The sequence below is a fragment of the Candidatus Rhodoblastus alkanivorans genome, assembly GCF_022760755.1.
Lineage (GTDB): Bacteria > Pseudomonadota > Alphaproteobacteria > Rhizobiales > Beijerinckiaceae > Rhodoblastus > Rhodoblastus alkanivorans.
The window spans coordinates 3,602,361-3,619,665 of record NZ_JAIVFP010000001.1 but is presented as its reverse complement, the minus strand read 5'-3'; the positions used below and the strand labels follow the sequence as shown (position 1 = coordinate 3,619,665).

Genomic DNA, 17,305 nt, shown 5'->3' with positions numbered 1-17,305 from the left:
CATGCAGAAACATCTCTTCGTCCTGGTGGGAACGCGTCCCGAGGCGATCAAACTCTTTCCCGTGATCAACCGGCTCAAGGCCGAAAAGGACGTGGCGCTGACCGTCTGCGCCACCGCCCAGCACCGCCATCTGCTCGATCAGGTGCTCAAGCTCGCCAAGGTCACGCCCGACGTCGATTTGAACATCATGACGGCCAACCAGAACCTCGACCGCCTCACCTCGCAACTGGTCGAGGATATCGGCGAGGTGCTCGAACGGGTGAAGCCGACTCGGGTCGTCGTCCAGGGCGACACCGCGACGGCCATGACCGGGGCGCTCGCCTCCTATTACCATCGCATTCCGGTCTCTCATGTCGAGGCGGGCCTGCGCAGCGGCGACATTTATGCGCCCTGGCCGGAGGAGGTGAACCGCAAGATCGTCGGCTCGATCGCCGACCAGCATTTCGCGCCGACCCAGCGCGCCGCCAGCGCGCTGCGCGCCGAGAACGTGCCGGACGAGCGCATTCACGTCACCGGCAACACCGTCGTGGACGCGCTGATCCTGGCCAAAGCCATGGTGGACGCCGATCCCGACCTCGCGTCGCGATGGGACGGCGTCAGGGCGCGCCACGGCAACCGGCGCATCATCCTGGTGACCTGCCATCGCCGGGAAAATTTCGGCGGCGGCGTCCTCAACATCGTCAATGCGCTGGAGACGATCCTGAAGCGGGAGGATGTCGCCATCGTCCTGCCGGCGCATCCCAATCCGAACGTCCATGACGTCTTCGCGGCGCGCCTGTCGAACCACCCGCGCGTCGTTCTCACCTCGCCGCAGGAATACACCGATTTCGTCAGCCTCCTGTCGATGTCCTATCTGGTGCTGACCGATTCCGGCGGCGTGCAGGAGGAGGCTCCCACATTCGGCAAGCCGGTGCTGGTGATGCGGGAGACGACGGAGCGGCCCGAGGGCGTGGAGGCCGGCACGGCCCGCCTCGTCGGCTCCGATTACGACAAGATCGTCGAAGAGACCTTCCGGCTGCTCGACGACGAGGACAGCTACGCCGCCATGGCCCGCACCCACAATCCGTTTGGCGACGGCCACGCCAGCGAACGAATCGTAAAGGCGCTCCTCGATGCCTGAATTCCAGAAAATCGCTGTGATCGGTCTGGGCTATATCGGGCTGCCGACGGCGGCGCTGATCGCCAGCCGCGGCATGCAGGTGCTCGGCGTCGACGCCAAGGAAGATGTTGTGCGCACCGTCGCCGCCGGCACGATCCATATTTCCGAGCCCGATCTCGACGGTCTCGTCTCGAAGGTGGTGTCGAGCGGCGCGCTGACGACGGCGTCCAAACCGCAGCCGGCGGATGTTTTCATGATCGCGGTGCCGACCCCGATCGACGCCAGCAGCCGGCCGGACCTCTCCATGGTTTACGCCGCGGTGGACAGTTTCGTCGAGGTGCTGGCGCCGGGAAATCTCGTCATTCTCGAATCGACTTCGCCGATCGGCACGACCGAGGGCGTCGCCGTCCGGATCGCCAAGATGCGGCCGGACCTCCATGTCGACGGCGTCGGCTGGGAGAACGGCAATGGCAAAGACAAGGGCGCGATTTCCGTCGCTTATTGTCCCGAACGGGTTCTCCCCGGACGCATCCTGACCGAACTCATCAACAACGACCGCTGCATCGGCGGCGTCACGCCTGCCTCGACGCGGCGCGCCCAGCGTTTCTACAAGAGCTTCGTGCGGGGCGCCTGCGTCGCCACGACCGCCCGCGCCGCCGAACTGGTCAAGCTGACCGAAAACGCCTTTCGCGACGCCAATATCGCCTTCGCCAACGAATTGTCGCTGATCTGCGATCGCTTCGACATCAATGTCTGGGAAGTGATCGATCTCGCCAACCGCCACCCGCGCGTCAATGTGCTGCGGCCCGGTCCGGGCGTCGGCGGGCACTGCATCGCGGTCGATCCCTGGTTTATCATCGATTCCGCGCCCGATCTCGCGCGGCTGATGCGGACGAGCCGCGACGTGAACAACGACAAGACGCGGAAGGTGATCGAAAAGGCCGAAGCCCTGATCGACGATCATCCTTACGCCAGCGTCGCCTGCTGCGGCCTGACCTTCAAGGCGAATATCGACGATTTGCGCGAAAGCCCGGCGATGGAGGTCGCCCATGCCCTCGCCGCCAAATATGGCGCGCGGATCAAGATCGTCGAGCCCAACCTGCGGCGCCCGCCGCCGGAGCTCGCCGAATTCGGCGTCGAATTCATGACGATCGACGAGGCGCTGCACTGCTGCGAGATCGCGATCCTGCTGGTCGATCACGACGAATTCAAAATGATCCCGCTGGCGGAGCGGCGTCACCTCGACGTCATCGACACCCGCGGCGTGTGGCAGGACATGCCCGTGCGGACGTAACGCCGGCGGGACGAGAAATTTCGCGGCTCCCGCGCGGGCGCCGCGGCCCACAAGGAGGCCGTCCGGCCTCAAAGCGTGAGGACAGATCATGCGTGACAGCCAATTTGGCGTCGGGGTCGTGGGATACGGCTACTGGGGTCCGAATCTCGTGCGTAATTTCGCCGCCAATCCGGGGGCAAGAGTCGTCGCCGTGGCGGATCTCGATCCGGCCAGGCTCGCCAATTGCGCGCGCTTCAATCCCGGCGTGACGACGACAAACCGATATGACGACTTGCTGAACGATCCGGATATCGAGGCGATCGCCGTGGCGACGCCGGTGCACAGCCATTACGACCTGGCGCTCGCGGCGCTCGAAGCCGGGAAGCACGTCCTGGTCGAGAAGCCGATGGCGCCGACCGCGGACCTGGCGCGCCGCCTGATCGATGAAGCGGATCGTCGCGGATTGATGCTGATGGTCGATCACACTTTCCTGTACACGCCGGCGGTCAGGAAGATCAGCGAACTCGTCCGCAAGGGCGATCTAGGCGACGTCTATTATTACGACAGCACGCGCGTGAGCCTCGGCCTGTTTCAGAGCGACGTCAGCGTGTTGTGGGACCTCGCCGTTCACGACCTCTCGATCATCGATCACATTATTGAGGAGGAGCCGGTCGCGGTGTCGGCGACGGGATGCCGCCATGTCGCCGGGTCGCCCGAGAATATGGCGCATATCACTCTGTTCTTCGACAGCCCCTGCGTCGCCCATGTCAATGTCAACTGGCTGTCGCCGGTCAAGGTGCGCCAGACCTTCATCGGCGGCAGCAAGAAGATGATCGTCTATGACGACATGCAGCCGACCGAGAAGATCAAGGTTTACGACAAGGGCATCACCGTCGACGGCTCGCAGGAAAAAGCCCACCAGCTCCGCATCGGCTACCGCGCCGGGGACATGTGGGCGCCACATGTCCCGGCCAAGGAGGCGCTGGAGACCGAGGTCGAACATTTCATCGATTGCGTGCGCAACGGCGCGCAGCCTTTGTGCGACGGCCTGTCGGGGCTGCGGGTCATCGAAGTGTTGGAGGCGGCGTCGCGCTCGGTGGCCGAGCAGGGCAAGCCGGTGTCGCTCAGGCGGCCCGCTCGTTTGCGCGCCCGGGCGACGGCGTGAACCGCCGGCCCAGCCCGCGCGCCGGGATTTCGCGATGACCCCGATTCAGCGTTCAATTTTTTTCTCGGCGGCCGAACGCTACGCCAGTCTCATTCTGTTTTTCATTTCGACGGCGGTGCTGGCGCGCCTGCTGACGCCGAAGGAATTCGGCGTCTATGCCGTCGTCGGCGCGGTGACCACAATGGTTTCGGTCTCGTCGCAGGAATTCGGCGGCGCCAATTATCTGATCCAGAAAACCACCCTTGACGAAGGCCATGTCCGAACCGCCTTCACCATCACGCTCGCGCTGTCGTTGGCGATCGGCGCGCTTCTTGCCGTTCTGGGCGGAGCGCTCGGCGCCTGGTTCCGCGTGGACGGGGTCGGCGCCGGCGTGCGCATCGCCGCGCTCGGCTTCCTGGTGTCGCCCTTCTCGACGACATTGCTCGCGCTGCTGCGCCGCGACCTCAAATTCGGGGAGATCGCCGCCAGCAACCTCCTCGGCAATGTCGCGATGGTCGTGGTTTCGATCACACTTGCCGCGATGGGCTACAGTTTTTTCGCGCCGATCTGGGGACAGGTCGCCGGAAGCGTCGTCCAGACCGCTTATCTGGTGGCGGCGCACAGAGATTTCCGGATCTTCCGGCCCTCGCTTTCCGGGCAACGCGAGGTCGTCCATTTCGGCCTCTATTCCAGCGGCGTGGTGCTCATCAATGTGGCCTATAATTCGGCTCCGCAGCTTTTCCTGGCGCGGGTGCTCGGCTTTACCGCCGTCGGTCTCTATAGCCGCGCGGTCGCGGTCACCCAGGTGTTCGACCGGCTGGTGATCCAGGCGATCAGCCCCGTTATCATGCCCGCCGTAGCGGCGCAGAACCGGGCGGGCGACGATCTCAAGCGGGTCTATCTTCACGCCGTCTCGCTGCTGACGGCGCTACAATGGCCCTTCTTCCTGTTTGTCGCGATGCTGGCTGAGCCGATCATCGCCTTTTGGCTGGGGCCGTCCTGGCTGGCCGCGGCGCCGCTCGTCCGGCTGCTCAGCATTGCCTATCTCGCTCTCTTCGGCGCCTGCCTGACCTATCCTGTCCTGGTCGCGGCCGGCAGCGTCCGCGACACTTTGGTCTCGTCCCTGATCTCGCTGCCGCCGTCGCTTGCGGCGATCTTCATCGCGTCCTTTTTCAGCGTCGAGGCGGTGGCCGCTTCGGCCCTGGCGACGCTGCCGTTCCAGGCGGCGGTGGCGATCTATTTCGTCGGGCGGCGCCTTCATTTCGGCGTCGGCGACCTCGTCGGCGCCCTGCGCAAAAGCGCCTTCGTCGCTTTGTGCGCCGGCGCTGCGGTGGCAATCGGCGCTTCAACGGCGCATTATGGCCATCTCGCCCCCATCGCCGCGATCGCGCTGAGCGCGGCGCTGGCGGCGCCGGCATGGCTCGCCGCGCTCGCGGTCGCGGATCATCCGCTGCTTGCGGAGCTCAAGTCCGCGGCCCGCGGCCTGCGCGCCGTCCTCGGCCGCGGGGCTCCGCCGGTTGCGGCCGGCGCCGGAGGGCCGGGCCACGATATTGTCGAAACGGTTTGCAACGCCAGGGAGTCGAATTGATGCCCATCGCCAAGGACGTAATTCTCGGCCGCGACGTGCGGATCTTCCATCCCGATCTCGTCAATCTCTACGGCTGTTCCGTCGGCGACGAAACCCGGATCGGGACCTTCGTCGAGATTCAGGTCGGCGCGCAGATCGGCGCGCGCTGCAAGATTTCGTCGCACAGTTTCATCTGCGAAGGCGTGACCATCGAGGACGAGGTTTTCATCGGCCACGGCGTCATGTTCACCAATGACAAATATCCGCGCGCGACCACCGCCGACGGCAGGCTTCAGGGCGGCGAGGACTGGGCGGTCGTGCCGATCCGCATTGGCAGGGGCGCCTCGATCGGATCGAACGCGACCATCCTGTGCGGGGTCGCCGTCGGGGCCGGCGCCATCGTCGGGGCTGGCGCGGTCGTCACCCGGGACGTGCCCGCCGGCGCCGTCGTGGCCGGCGTTCCGGCGCGGATCGTCCGGCCGGGCGGCGCCGCCACCCGCTTCGTCGAAGCGGCGCGATCCGAGGCCTGAAGCGCGAGCGCGTCCATTTTGGAAAAATTATGCTTAATATAAAAATCCAGTTTATTTTATTTTAAATAGAGTATTTAATATTAAATCAAGGGCGCAGGCCCGCAACCAAGGGCGCGCGCGCAACGATGGGGGATGTCTTGATACCCTTCCTGGATTTGAAGACCCAATATCGCCAGATCAAGCCGCAGGTGGACGACGCCGTCCTGCGGGTCATGGAAAGCGGTCAATATGTGCTCGGGCCGCAGGTTGAGGCGTTCGAGGAGCGTTTCGCGGCCTATTGCGGCGCCAGCCATTGCCGGGCGGTCAACAGCGGCACGTCGGCGCTTCATCTGGCCCTGCTCGCGGCGGGCGTCGGCCCGGGCGACGAAGTGATCACGGTGTCGATGACCTTCGTCGCGACTGCGGCCGCCATTCTCTATGCCGGCGCGCAGCCGGTTTATGTCGATGTCGATCCGGTCACATGGACCATGGATCCGGCGCGCGTCGCGGCGGCGGTCACGCCGCGGACCAAGGCCATATTGCCGGTCCATCTTCACGGCCTGATGGCCGACATGGACCCGATCATGGACATAGCCCGGCGCCATGGTCTGGTGGTGATCGAGGACGCGGCGCAGGCCCATGGCGCGGAATATAAGGGCCGCCGCGCCGGATCGATCGGCGATCTCGGCTGTTTCAGCTTCTATCCCGGCAAGAATCTCGGTGCTTACGGTGAGGGCGGGGCGGTGACGACCTCGCGCGCCGACCTTGCGCAGCGTATCGCCTTGCTGCGGGATTGGGGCCAGGCGTCGAAATATAACCACGTCATCGCCGGCTATAATTACCGCATGGACGCCATTCAGGGCGCCGTGCTCAACGTCAAGATGGATTATATCGAGGAATGGACCGAAGCGCGCCGCGCGGTCGGCGCGCGCTATGACCAGCTTCTCGCCTCTTCGGGGCTCGCCCGGCCGAATCCGCCCGCGCATAGCCGGCATGTCTATCACGTTTACGCAATCAGCCATCCGCGCCGCGATGTGGCTTTGAAAACCTTGCAGGCCGCGGGCGTCGGCGTCGGGATCCATTATCCGGTCCCCGTCCATCTGCAGAAGGCCTATGCCGACCTTCGCTTCAAGCCCGGCTCTCTTCCCGTGACGGAGCGTCTGGCGGGCGAATTCCTGTCTCTGCCGATTTATCCCGAACTGGCGCCCGAACAGGCGGAATATGTCGCGCGCGCGCTCGATGCGGTCCCGGGCGTCGAGGCCGCGTAGTTTCGGGATGGAACCTTTAATGGAACGAAGGGAGAGTCGTCGTGACTGATCTCAAGGGAAAACGCATTCTGGTCACCGGCGGCGCCGGTTTCATCGGCTCCCATATCGTCGATCTGCTGTGCGACGAGGGCTGTATCGAGATCGTCGCGCTCGACAATATGATCCGGGGCCGGCCGGAAAATCTCAGCCGGGCCTTCGGGCGCGGCCCGGTCCGTCTCGTCGACGGCGACATCCGCGACGCCGCGCTGATGGACACTTTGGTGAGGTCGGCCGACATCGTCTTCCACCAGGCCGCCCTGCGCATCACCCATTGCGCCGCCGAGCCGCGCCAGGCCATGGAAGTCATGGCGCAGGCGACCTTCGATCTGCTGGAGCTTTGCGTCCAGCACAATGTCGAGAAACTCGTCGCCGCCTCGTCGGCCTCGGTCTATGGCCTGGCCGAGGAATTTCCGACCACGGAGCGGCAGAATCCTTATAACAACCGCACGCTCTACGGGGCGGCCAAGGCCTTCAACGAAGGCCTCATGCGCGCCTTCAACGACATGTACGGCCTCGACTATGTCGCCTTCCGCTATTTCAACGTCTATGGCGAGCGCATGGACATTCATGGCCGCTATACCGAGGTTCTGATCCGCTGGATGGAGCGGCTCGACGCCGGCCTTCCGCCGATCATCTTCGGAGACGGCCAGCAGACCATGGATTTCGTCCATGTCCGCGACGTGGCGCGGGCGAACATCCTCGGCGCCAAATCCAAGGTGACGGACGAGGTGTTCAACGTGGCGAGCGGGACGGAAACCAGCCTGCTGCAGCTCGCCGAGGCTTTGGCCTCGGTCATGGGCCGTCGCGGCATGGTCCCGGAATTCGCGCCCGAACGTTCGGTCAATCCGGTGCCGCGCCGGCTGGCCTCGACCGGGAAGGCGGAGCGCCTGCTCGGCTTCCGCGCCTCGGCGTCATTGGATAAAGGCCTCGGCGATCTGGTGAAATGGTGGCGGGCCGAACGCGCGGCGGCGATCGCGGCTTCGCAACCGCAGGCGGTGGCGTCGTGATCCCGATCGCTCTGCCGCTGCTCGCGGAGGACGAGGCCGAGGCGGCGCGCGCCGCCGTGCTTTCGGGCTGGGTCTCGCAGGGCCCTCAGGTCGCGGCTTTCGAACAGGAATTCGCGACCCTTGTCGGCGCGCCCCACGCCTGCGCCGTGTCGAGTTGCACCAGCGCGCTGCACATCGCGCTCAAGGCGCTCGGGATCAGGGCGGGCGACGAGGTGATCGTCCCCAGCCATTCCTTCATCGCGACCGCGAACTGCGTCCGCTATTGCGACGCCACGCCGGTCTTCGTCGATATCGAGGCGGAGACCTACAATATCGATCCCGCGCGGGTCGCCGAAGCGATTACGCCTCGCACCCGCGCCATCATCGCCGTCCACCAGATGGGGATGCCCTGCGACGTCACCGCGCTGGCGACCTTGGCCGATCGTCACGGAATCTTTTTGGTCGAGGACGCCGCCTGCGCCGCAGGAAGCATGATCCGCATCGACCAAAATTGGGAGCCGGTTGGCCGGCCTCGCGGCGCCATCGCCTGCTTCTCCTTCCATCCGCGCAAGGTCATCACCACCGGCGAGGGCGGGATGCTGACCACCGCGGACCCGGCGCTCGACCGGAAATTCCGCCTGCTGCGCCAGCACGGGATGAGCGTGCCCGACACCGTCCGCCACGGTTCGCGACAGGTGCTGTTCGAAGATTACCTGATGGTCGGCTTCAACTACCGCATGACCGACATCCAGGCCGCGATCGGCCGCAAGCAGCTCGAACGACTGCCTGAACTGGTGGCGCGGCGCCGGGCGCTCGCGGCGCGCTATACCGAATTGCTCGGCAATATCGAAGGCCTGGTTCTGCCTTTCGAGCCGGATTGGGCGCGATCCAATTGGCAGAGCTATTGCGTTCTCCTGCCGGACCGGATCGATCAGCGCGGGGTGATGCAGAGACTGCTCGACCAGGACATAGCCACCCGCCGTGGCATCATGTGTTCGCACCGCGAGGCGCCCTATGCCAACGGCGCGCCGCGCCACGATCTGCGCTGGTCGGAGCACGCGCAGGATCACGCGATCCTGTTGCCGCTTTATGCGCAATTGACGGAAAAGGACCAGGAACGGATCGCCGCCGCGCTGCGCGCCGGGCTTGAATTTTGAATTGACGGCTTCAGGCCGTTCGGCCGCGTGGAAGACGATCGGTCTTCTCGACGCTGGAAGGGTCTGTGGCCGACAGGACGGCGGCGATTTTGGCGCGGGCGTTGGCGTCGTCGGCGGCGGCCCGGCCCATCCATCTCATATAGCGGCGCTCCAGCTTGTAGCTCAGCACGCGAGAGCCGCAAAAGAGGGCGTCGAGGGCGCGCGCGCCGGCCGGCGCGGGCTCTCCTGCAACGGCGAGATAGATCCGCTCCATGGTTTGCGCGGCGCCCGTCAGGCTGAAGCGGGCCTCGACCAGCCGCCGGCCGAACCGTCCCAGTTCGGCGCGCAGGGGCGGGGAAGAGATCAGCCGCCGCAGCGCCTCCTGCAGCGCCGGCGCGCCGGATCCTTGTGAGCCGGGCCCGAGGCCATACCAGCCCTGATGCAGGAAAATCGGCGCGCTGCCGGGCGTTAGCAATTCGCTGAAGCCATCCTCGCCGACCACCACGACCGGCTTGGCGAAGGCCATGCCCCGCAGCGCCGAACCGCCCTGACCGAGGACGATGTCGGCGGCGGCGTAGCAGGGTCGTGGGTCGGCCATCTCCCCCGTTAGCATGACGATGGGCCGGCCGAGCGCCGCATTGGCGGCCTCGGCCTCGGCCGCCACCTGCCCGCGCGCGGCGCCGTCGCCGACGATCGCCAGCCGCACGGGCGCGCCGGATTCGGCGAGGGCGCGCACGGCGCGGCAGGCTGAAAGCAGGCCCTCGAGCTTCAAATCGGGCGCCAGCCGGCAGACTATGCCGATGAGAATCTCGTCCGGCGCGACGCCGAGCGCGCCCCGGAACGCGCCGCTGTCGAGTTGCGGGCGATCCGCTTCGGCGTCGATGGGTGGTTCGAGCAAGGCGGCGCGCCGATGGCCGCCGGCGACGGCGGCCAGACGGATCGCCTCGGTTCCGAGCGTGAGCGGGATGCGGCGGGGCAGAAAGGCGGGGACGGACATCGACATCACCGTTCCCACCACGGCGGCGCGGCCAGGAAGGCCGACGCCGAAAAAGGCGTCGAGAATCGGCGGCCATTCCCAGCCGTGAACGACGTCGAAGGCGCGGGCGCCGACGAGGTCGCGGAGCAGACGGGCGACGCCCGGCGAAGGCCGCGACCGGCGCGAGGGCAGTTCGATATGTTCGAGTCCCATGGCGGCGACCCGGGCGACCAGCGGGCCAGGATCGGAAATCACGGCCACCTCGTGGCCGCGGTCGCGCAGGGCGCCGGCGATCTGAATGGCGTTCATCTGGGAGCCGCCGAGCTCCATGGAATGCGGATAAACAAGCACCCTCATTCGGCGCGGCTCCCCTCCCGCCGGCCCGACGAGGGAAAACGGCGTCCGGCGCGATTGGATCAAATTTGAAAATAATATTATCTCGATTTAAAAATTGCGCAATCTTATTATATTGCTGTATTTAATTAGCAGCGCCGGCGGACGCGGCGCCGGCGCGCCAGGGAGGGCTGACCGGCATGGAAGGAACGGCGACCAATGAAGCGGCTGGGCCGCCGCGCGTGCTGGCGGCGATCGCGAGCTATGGCGCGGCGAACGATCGTTATCTGAAGGAGATCATTCGCACATATCGCTCGATGTCGTTTGCCGTCGATATCGTCGTTCTGTCCGATATCGACAAGGGTCCTGCTTTCGGGGTCGAATGCCGCGTCGGCCTGCCGGCGAAAAATCCATGGTCGCTCCCGTTCGCGCACCGGAAATTATTCGTCGAGCGGCGCGACCGCTATGATCTCTTCATCTATTCCGAGGACGACATCCTCATTTCCGAGCGCAACCTCCGCGCCTTTATCGAGGTGAACGCGGCGCTGGCGGAGGATGAGGCGCCCGGTTTCCTTCGGGTCGAACACGGCCCCGACGGCGAAACCCATTTTCCCGACGCCCACGCCTTCTTTCACTGGGATCCGTCGTCGGTGCGGCGGCGCGGCCCTTACACGCTGGCCTGTTTCACCAACGAGCACGCCGCCTGCTATGCGCTCACCCGCGCACAGCTCGACAAAGCGATGAAATCCGGCGGCTTCGACGTGCCGCCGCACGAAGGCAAATATGACATGCTCTGCGCCGCGGCCACTGACGTCTATACCCAATGCGGCCTCACCAAGCTGATCCCGGTCTCGCGCCTCGACGCTTTCACCGTTCATCACATGTCAAACCGCTATGCCGGCAAGATGGGCCTGCCGGCCAAGGACTTCACGAAGCAGACTGAAGCCTTGATGCGGATTGCGGACGGGACGCTGCCGCCGCGCGCGCTGCTGCCGACGGAGACGCGGCTGTGGCGGGCGGAATATTCCAAGGATTATTACGAACCGGCGCGCGAGGAAATCGTCGAACTTGTTCCCGCGTCGGCCCGCTCCGTGCTTTCCGTCGGCTGCGGCTCCGGAGCGACCGAAATCGCGCTGGCGGCGCGCGGCCTTCGCGTCGCCGCGATCCCGCTCGATTTCGTCATCGCGGCGGGCGCGGCGGAAGCCGGCGTCGAGCTGATCGAAGGCGACCTCGTCGAAGCCAGCCGCAGTCTCGAAGGCCGGGCGTTCGACTGCATATTGTTACTGAACGTGCTGCATCTCACGCCGGACCCGGCGGAAGCGCTGTCGCTGTTCGGCAAGCTGCTTGCGCCCGGCGCGCCGATCATCGTTCAGAGCCCGCATATGGCGGCTCTGCCGATCGTCTGGCGGCGCCTTCGCGACCGCCGCAACCGGGCGCCGCAGGGTTTTGCGGAGTCCGGAGCCCATTTCGTCTCCGGCAGGAGCGTGGAGAAATGGTGCCGCAGCGCCGGCCTGACCGTCGAACGCGCCGCCGACATTCTACATCGCCGCGTCGAACACTATGAAGGCGTGATCCCTCTTGCCGCGCGGCGCGCGCTCGCCTCGGACATCGTCGTCGTCGCCAGACCGGCGGCCTCGCCGGCGAAACATGCTTCCCGGCAGGAAGAATTCATATGAGGGTTGCGCCGATGACGGAATGGGGCGCGAGGGACCTCGCCTGGCCGGAATCGGCGGACGAAGCCGCCTCATACGCCGTCCGTGCCGACCCTCCGCGCCGGCTGGTGAGCTGGCTTGCGCTGCTCGGCCTGGTCATCCCGGCCTGGGAGGCGCAAATCTCGATCGCCGACGCCAAATTCACCGCCGGACGATTTCTGATCACTGTGCTGGTCGTCCCCGCGCTCGTCGTTCTGGCGCGCAGCGGGCGGCGCCTCATGGCCGCCGATGTCGCGGCGCTGTTCATGGCGATCTGGATGTTTGTCTCGGCCGCCTCCAACGGAGGTTCGCTCTCGTCGCCGGCGGCCGAAGCCTTGCAGATGCTGTTCGCCTATATCGTCGGCAGGGCGTTCTTTTCCGGCCCGGCGTCGCTCGACGCCTTCGTCCGCACATTGGCGACTTTGACTTTCTTCATGATCGCGATCGCCATCGGCGAACATGTCGCCGGACGCTGGATCGCTCACGACGCCGCGGCGTCGATCTTTGGGACCACGCCGCTCACCCCGGTCTATCGCGGCGACACCATTCGCGCGACGTCGACCCTGGATCACCCCATCCTGTTCGGCGTTTTCTGCGCGCTGGTCAATGCGATCCTGCTGCTGTGGGAGAAAAACGCCGGCCGGCGCGTCCTGTTCTCCGCGATCTGCCTTCTCGGATGCGTCCTGTCCCAGTCCTCCGCGGCGCTCATGGCCTATGTGCTGGGCGTGGCGGCCTATTCCTATGACCGCCTGATGCGGACGGCGCCGGCGCGATGGACCTTGTTCTGGATCGTGCTCGGGACCGTCCTCGGCGTCGTGTTCATCGTCTCCCGACATCCGATCGGCTGGCTGATCTCGCATCTGACCCTCGATCCGGTGACCGGCTATTATCGCATCCTGATCTGGGACGCCGCGCTCGCCGAGATCGGACAGAGCCCAATCACCGGATTTTCCTTCGAACTGTTCCACAAGAATATTCTCGACTCCACGGTCGATTGCGTCTGGCTGGTCGAGGCCCTGCGCTATGGAATTCCCGCGAGCGCCCTTCTGTTTTGCGCCAATATTGCGGCGGTCTGGCCAGCGCGGCGGCGGGCGCCGGGCGTAGAGAGCGATTTCGATCGGCGGATGAATCTCGCTTTCGCGATCGTGCTGCTGCTGTTCATCTTCAGCGGCATCACCGTTCATTTCTGGAATTATATGTGGATTTTCTGGGGCCTGTGCATCGGCATCAAGGCTTCGCTGCGCGAGCGCGCCATGAACCCCGACGTCTCGCATATGGCGTAGCGGAACCGGCCCACGACGCTTACGGCGCCGATCTCAACCGCGCGACAGATGCGCCGCGGTCAGGAACCAGGTGAAAGTCGCGCCGCCCCCGGCGAGACCGGGAATGAAGCCTCGGCCATCGAACGAAAATGGCCGATAGTCGAGCTTCTGGAAAAATTCGACGACCGCGCCGGTTGGAAAGGCGCACATCAGCGCCGGCCGGCTGCGGCGAAGTGTGTCGACGGCGCCCTCCAGAATGTCGAGTTCGGCGCCCTGGGCATGCAATTTGATCAGGACGGGCGACAAGATGAAGGAATCCAACGTCCGGCATTCGACCCAATGCTCCTCGACGTTCAGGAGGCGCTCGTCGAAACGAAACATTCGGCCGCCGTCGCGCAACCAAAGCGTCGCCTCCTCGCGACTCGTCGCGGCCATTCCGTCGCAATCCCACATGCCGTAATGCGGGATGAAGAAGGAAAATCGGCCAGGGGCGTGGCCCAGGGCGCAATCGTTCAGGACGATTCCTTTCGCGCCATGAAAATATTTTCGCAGCAGGGCCGCAGCGCGCGGCTCCGGCTCGAAGGCGATGATTTCGCATCCGGGCGCCAGCCGTCTGAAGGCCGCGACGCTTTGGCCGCGATTGGCGCCGACGTCGATGATCGGCCCGCCGTCCAGCGCCAATCGCGTCATTCCCTCGAATTCCGGTTTCGACACATATTTCGCGGCTATATCTTTAAGCGCGAAGCGAAATCGCGCCGCGCCGGGAACGCGGGCATAGAGATATCTGGCGAAAGCCTTGGCGCTTAAGGGCTTTAGGTCGAGTGCGGCCGCCATCATGGACTCCGAAACCACGATATTTAAAATCACCTTGCATTTAATACCAACGAGCGTAATTAATGTCGAATTAAATAATAGGCGCCGGTTGGGCTGCGCCGGCGCAGCCCAAGGCGATTCGGGAGCGGCTGATGGCGAGCGGAAAGATGGATATCGCCGAGGCGGTGGTCTTGATTGTCGGCTACAACAATCCGAACGACATCGCCAATTGTCTCGCCGCGCTGGCGCGCGCCGCCGCCGTTCCGCGTTTCGACGTCTACATCTGCGAGAACGGCGGGCGCGCGGCTTATGAAAGATTGGTCCGCCGCCTGATCGAGGAAAATCTGTGTCGCGCCTGCGCGGAGGCGGGCGATGCGCGGGGCGAAGCGCCGCCGTCGCCGTTCCTGGCCGTCCAGCGATTGGAACTCGGTTCGCGACCCGCAACGGTCACGGTCGGCTGGGCCGAGGCCAATCTTGGCTATGCGGGCGGAGTCAACGCCTGGCTGCGTCCTCTCATGGGCCGCGAGGGCTGGAAGGGCGTATGGATCCTCAATCCGGACGCGGAGCCGGCGCCGGACGCTCTGGGCGCGCTGGTCGCGCGGGCCGAAGACGGCGGCAAAGGCATGGTCGGCAGCACCATTCTGGAAGCGGGCAGCGAGGAGGTCGTTCGTTTTCGCGGCGGCCTTCAATGGCGGAAGCTTTCGGCGCGCAGCGTCGCCATCGGGCTCGGCGAGCGACTCGGAGCGCCCATCGACCTGCCGGCGATCGAGCGCGCCATGGATAGCCCTTCGGGCGCGTCAATGTATGTGACGCGGCGTTGCGTCGAGCAGATCGGGATGATGGACGAGAGCTATTTTCTGTTCTTCGAGGATCTCGACTGGGGCGTCAGGGCCAAGAAGCTCGGCCTGGGCTACGCCAGCACTTCCGTCGTCGCCCATCGGCGCGGCACCACGACCGGCTCCGCCGGGCGCGGCGCGGCTTTGTCCAGGCTTGCCGTCTATTTGCAGCATCGCAACGCGATTCATTTTGTCCGGCGCCATTACCCATGGACGCTGCCCCTCCGGATCGCCATGTCGATCGCTTACGCCGTTCGCTTTGCGCTCAATCGCGCCCCCGGCGCCGGCGCCGCGGCGCTCGAAGGAATGAGCGCCGGGATTCGCGGCGAGACGGGGGCGCCGAGTTGGCATCGAAATCCCTCATGAGGCGACCGATCGATAAATCGAGATCGTGGGACCCGGCGCTCGCCGGTTTGCGCCTGTCCGTCGTGGCCGCATCCCTGGCGTCCGTTTCGGTTCCGGCGCAACCAGCGGCCGCCGCGACCGCGCGCTGGCCGGACGCCGCCAACACCGGCGCGCCCGCCAATGTCGCGCTGCAGCCCTCCGGCGAACTCGTCATCACGAAGCCGGGCGCGGTCGTTTCCGGGCGCGATATTCATGGGGCGGTCACGATCAAGGCGCCCAATGTCACGATCGTCGATTGCAGGATCACGGCGGCGGGCCTCGGCGTGGTGCAGATCGCGCCGGGCGTGACCGGCGCAATCGTCAAGAATTCCGAGATCAACGGCGTCGGCAGCGACAATGCCGGCTCCAATGGGATTAACGGCGAGGGGACCTTTATCGGCAACAACATTTACAATGTCGAGAATGGCGTCAATGTCACCGGCCCCTCGGTGATCCGCGACAATTATATCCATGACCTGCTCGCGTCGGGATCGCCGCATTACGATGGCGTCCAGATCGATGGCGGCCATGATGTCACGATCAGCCACAACACCATCATCAATCCCCATGGCCAGACTTCGGCGATCATGATCGACAATTATTTTTCGCCCGTGTCCAACATCAAAGTCGACGGCAATCGCCTCGTGGGGGGCGGCTATACCGTCTATAGCGACGGCCGCTTCAAGGGAGGGGCCGTCAGCGGCGTGTCCTTCACCAACAATCGGATGGGAAAGGGTCGCTGGGGCTATAGCGCATTCGAGAAGAACAGCCCGGTCTGGCGCGGGAATGTCGACGACAGGACCGGAGCTAATCTCGGTTCGCGATAGGGTGATGGAAATGGCGGGCGCGACGCCGTCGCGGCCAAACTAGCCCTTGACCGTTTGCTTGGCCGCGGCGTCCTTTGCGTAGGCGTCGCGCATTCTTTGCCCCAGCTCGTCATAGAAGAATGAGATGAAGGCATAGCGCCGGCCGGCGGTCACGGGCGTGACTTCATGCAGGAGCGCGCAGGAAAACACGATGGCGTCGCCCGGCGCCGCAGTGAATTCGCGGGCGCCGTATTCGGGAAAGCGAAGCCGACCGCCTTCATATTCGTCATTGAGAGGCAAGGTAAGGGCGAAACGGCGGTGTGCGACCGACGGCGCGGTATTGTCGCGATGCGCCCCGAAATATCCGCCCGTGGTCGCGTCGTAGCAGCCGACGAGATAGCGCTCGATGCGCGTCGTGGGAAACTGGAAGGCGCGATAGACGAGCGGCAGCAGCCGGCGTTCGAGCGATTCCCTGCATCTTTGCAGCGCGCCGTCATCCGCGACGTAATAGTCGAGACGTTTCCGGTACGCCGTGTCGGTTCGTTCGACGATCTGTCCCTTGTTTTCGATCAAGCCGATTTCGCGCCCGCCGTTCGCGTCATAGAGTTCGATCAGGCGGCGACAGAGGTCCCGGTCGAAGACATGGGGAACCACGAGGATGGGAGCGTTCTGCTCCGCGGCCGGTTCGGCCAGGGCCGCGCCAAGCAGCAGGGTCGATCGCCGAACGAAATCGTCGGCGCGCTCGAATGGAATGATATTCAGGATTTGCAGCGCGGGGCTCAACAGGAAGGCAATGGGTCGAAACGGGCTCGCCGGCGTCGCGGCGATCCCGTAGCGCGCGGCGGCGGCGGCGCTCGCGTCCAGAAAATAGACCTGGCCGGCGCGCCCAGGCAGGCGCCCCGACGCGAAATCATTCGGATCGTTGCTGACGCCGACGAATTGGGAACGCCTGCCATCGAAAATCTCGGCCTTCGAATCGAGGGACGAGAGCGCTGCCGCGATGTCGGGCGCGCCGGCTGAGCTGAAGAAAAACAGCAGGATGAAGCGGCCGGCCAATTCGTCAAAGGCTACCGGGCCGCGATCGGCTCCTGCCGCCGCGGCGAACCACGGCGCTGGATCGCCGATCTTCAGGGATGGTTGCGCCATGGCCTTGCTCCCTGTTCGTTTCGTTCGTCGAAAGATC

General features: G+C 65.1%; 15 protein-coding genes. 12 read left to right on the top strand and 3 right to left on the bottom strand.

What is annotated here, in order from left to right; genetic code table 11:
• Window position 1: 1 nt before the first annotated feature.
• The 8 genes from wecB (at window position 2) to K2U94_RS16760 (ending at window position 9,042) form a co-directional block, all read left to right on the top strand.
• A complete protein-coding gene (gene wecB, locus K2U94_RS16795) occupies window positions 2-1,120 on the top strand; it encodes a non-hydrolyzing UDP-N-acetylglucosamine 2-epimerase (RefSeq protein WP_243068304.1) in 1,119 nt (372 codons plus the stop codon).
• Window positions 1,113-2,393: a UDP-N-acetyl-D-mannosamine dehydrogenase gene (gene wecC, locus K2U94_RS16790; protein ID WP_243068303.1), complete on the top strand. Its 1,281-nt coding sequence runs from the start codon at window positions 1,113-1,115 to the stop codon at window positions 2,391-2,393. Before wecB ends, wecC begins: the two co-directional genes overlap by 8 nt.
• A gap of 88 nt (window positions 2,394-2,481) precedes the next feature.
• Window positions 2,482-3,537: a Gfo/Idh/MocA family protein gene (locus K2U94_RS16785; protein ID WP_243068302.1), complete on the top strand. Its 1,056-nt coding sequence runs from the start codon at window positions 2,482-2,484 to the stop codon at window positions 3,535-3,537.
• Between the two features lie 34 nt (window positions 3,538-3,571).
• Complete coding sequence (locus tag K2U94_RS16780; protein WP_243068301.1) at window positions 3,572-5,104, top strand: oligosaccharide flippase family protein; 1,533 nt, start codon at window positions 3,572-3,574, stop codon at window positions 5,102-5,104.
• Window positions 5,104-5,613 (top strand): acyltransferase, encoded by a 510-nt coding sequence (locus tag K2U94_RS16775; RefSeq protein WP_243068300.1) that lies wholly within the window; start codon window positions 5,104-5,106, stop codon window positions 5,611-5,613. Before K2U94_RS16780 ends, K2U94_RS16775 begins: the two co-directional genes overlap by 1 nt.
• Window positions 5,614-5,750: 137 nt before the next feature.
• A complete protein-coding gene (locus tag K2U94_RS16770; RefSeq protein WP_243068299.1) occupies window positions 5,751-6,860 on the top strand; it encodes a DegT/DnrJ/EryC1/StrS family aminotransferase in 1,110 nt (369 codons plus the stop codon).
• 41 nt (window positions 6,861-6,901) lie between these two features.
• Window positions 6,902-7,906, top strand: coding sequence for an NAD-dependent epimerase/dehydratase family protein (locus tag K2U94_RS16765; protein WP_243068298.1), 1,005 nt, complete (start codon window positions 6,902-6,904; stop codon window positions 7,904-7,906).
• On the top strand, window positions 7,903-9,042 hold the full coding sequence (locus K2U94_RS16760; RefSeq protein ID WP_243068297.1) for a DegT/DnrJ/EryC1/StrS family aminotransferase: 1,140 nt from the start codon (window positions 7,903-7,905) through the stop codon (window positions 9,040-9,042). Before K2U94_RS16765 ends, K2U94_RS16760 begins: the two co-directional genes overlap by 4 nt.
• Window positions 9,043-9,052: 10 nt before the next feature.
• Here the strand turns inward: K2U94_RS16760 and K2U94_RS16755 are convergent, their stop codons facing one another.
• Window positions 9,053-10,354: a glycosyltransferase family 4 protein gene (locus tag K2U94_RS16755; protein ID WP_243068296.1), complete on the bottom strand. Its 1,302-nt coding sequence runs from the start codon at window positions 10,352-10,354 to the stop codon at window positions 9,053-9,055.
• A gap of 176 nt (window positions 10,355-10,530) precedes the next feature.
• Here K2U94_RS16755 and K2U94_RS16750 point away from each other — a divergent pair, with 176 nt between their 5' ends.
• Together K2U94_RS16750 and K2U94_RS16745 are read left to right on the top strand one after the other, a co-directional pair.
• Entirely contained in the window at window positions 10,531-12,006 is a 1,476-nt protein-coding gene (locus K2U94_RS16750; RefSeq protein ID WP_243068295.1) for a class I SAM-dependent methyltransferase, read from the top strand.
• Window positions 12,003-13,304 (top strand): O-antigen ligase family protein, encoded by a 1,302-nt coding sequence (locus tag K2U94_RS16745; protein WP_243068294.1) that lies wholly within the window; start codon window positions 12,003-12,005, stop codon window positions 13,302-13,304. Before K2U94_RS16750 ends, K2U94_RS16745 begins: the two co-directional genes overlap by 4 nt.
• A gap of 33 nt (window positions 13,305-13,337) precedes the next feature.
• Here K2U94_RS16745 and K2U94_RS16740 read toward each other — a convergent pair whose 3' ends face one another.
• Window positions 13,338-14,117, bottom strand: coding sequence for an FkbM family methyltransferase (locus tag K2U94_RS16740; protein WP_243068293.1), 780 nt, complete (start codon window positions 14,115-14,117; stop codon window positions 13,338-13,340).
• Between the two features lie 131 nt (window positions 14,118-14,248).
• Here K2U94_RS16740 and K2U94_RS16735 point away from each other — a divergent pair, with 131 nt between their 5' ends.
• Complete coding sequence (locus tag K2U94_RS16735; RefSeq protein WP_243068292.1) at window positions 14,249-15,298, top strand: glycosyltransferase; 1,050 nt, start codon at window positions 14,249-14,251, stop codon at window positions 15,296-15,298.
• Entirely contained in the window at window positions 15,295-16,143 is an 849-nt protein-coding gene (locus K2U94_RS16730) for a right-handed parallel beta-helix repeat-containing protein (protein ID WP_243068291.1), read from the top strand. The genes K2U94_RS16735 and K2U94_RS16730 overlap by 4 nt, the downstream gene beginning before the upstream one ends.
• Before the next feature lie 39 nt (window positions 16,144-16,182).
• On the opposite strand, the gene K2U94_RS16725 is transcribed toward K2U94_RS16730, so the two are convergent.
• Window positions 16,183-17,268, bottom strand: a complete 1,086-nt coding sequence (locus K2U94_RS16725) for a 2OG-Fe(II) oxygenase (protein WP_243068290.1) — start codon at window positions 17,266-17,268, stop codon at window positions 16,183-16,185.
• Between the last annotated feature and the right edge of the window lie 37 nt (window positions 17,269-17,305).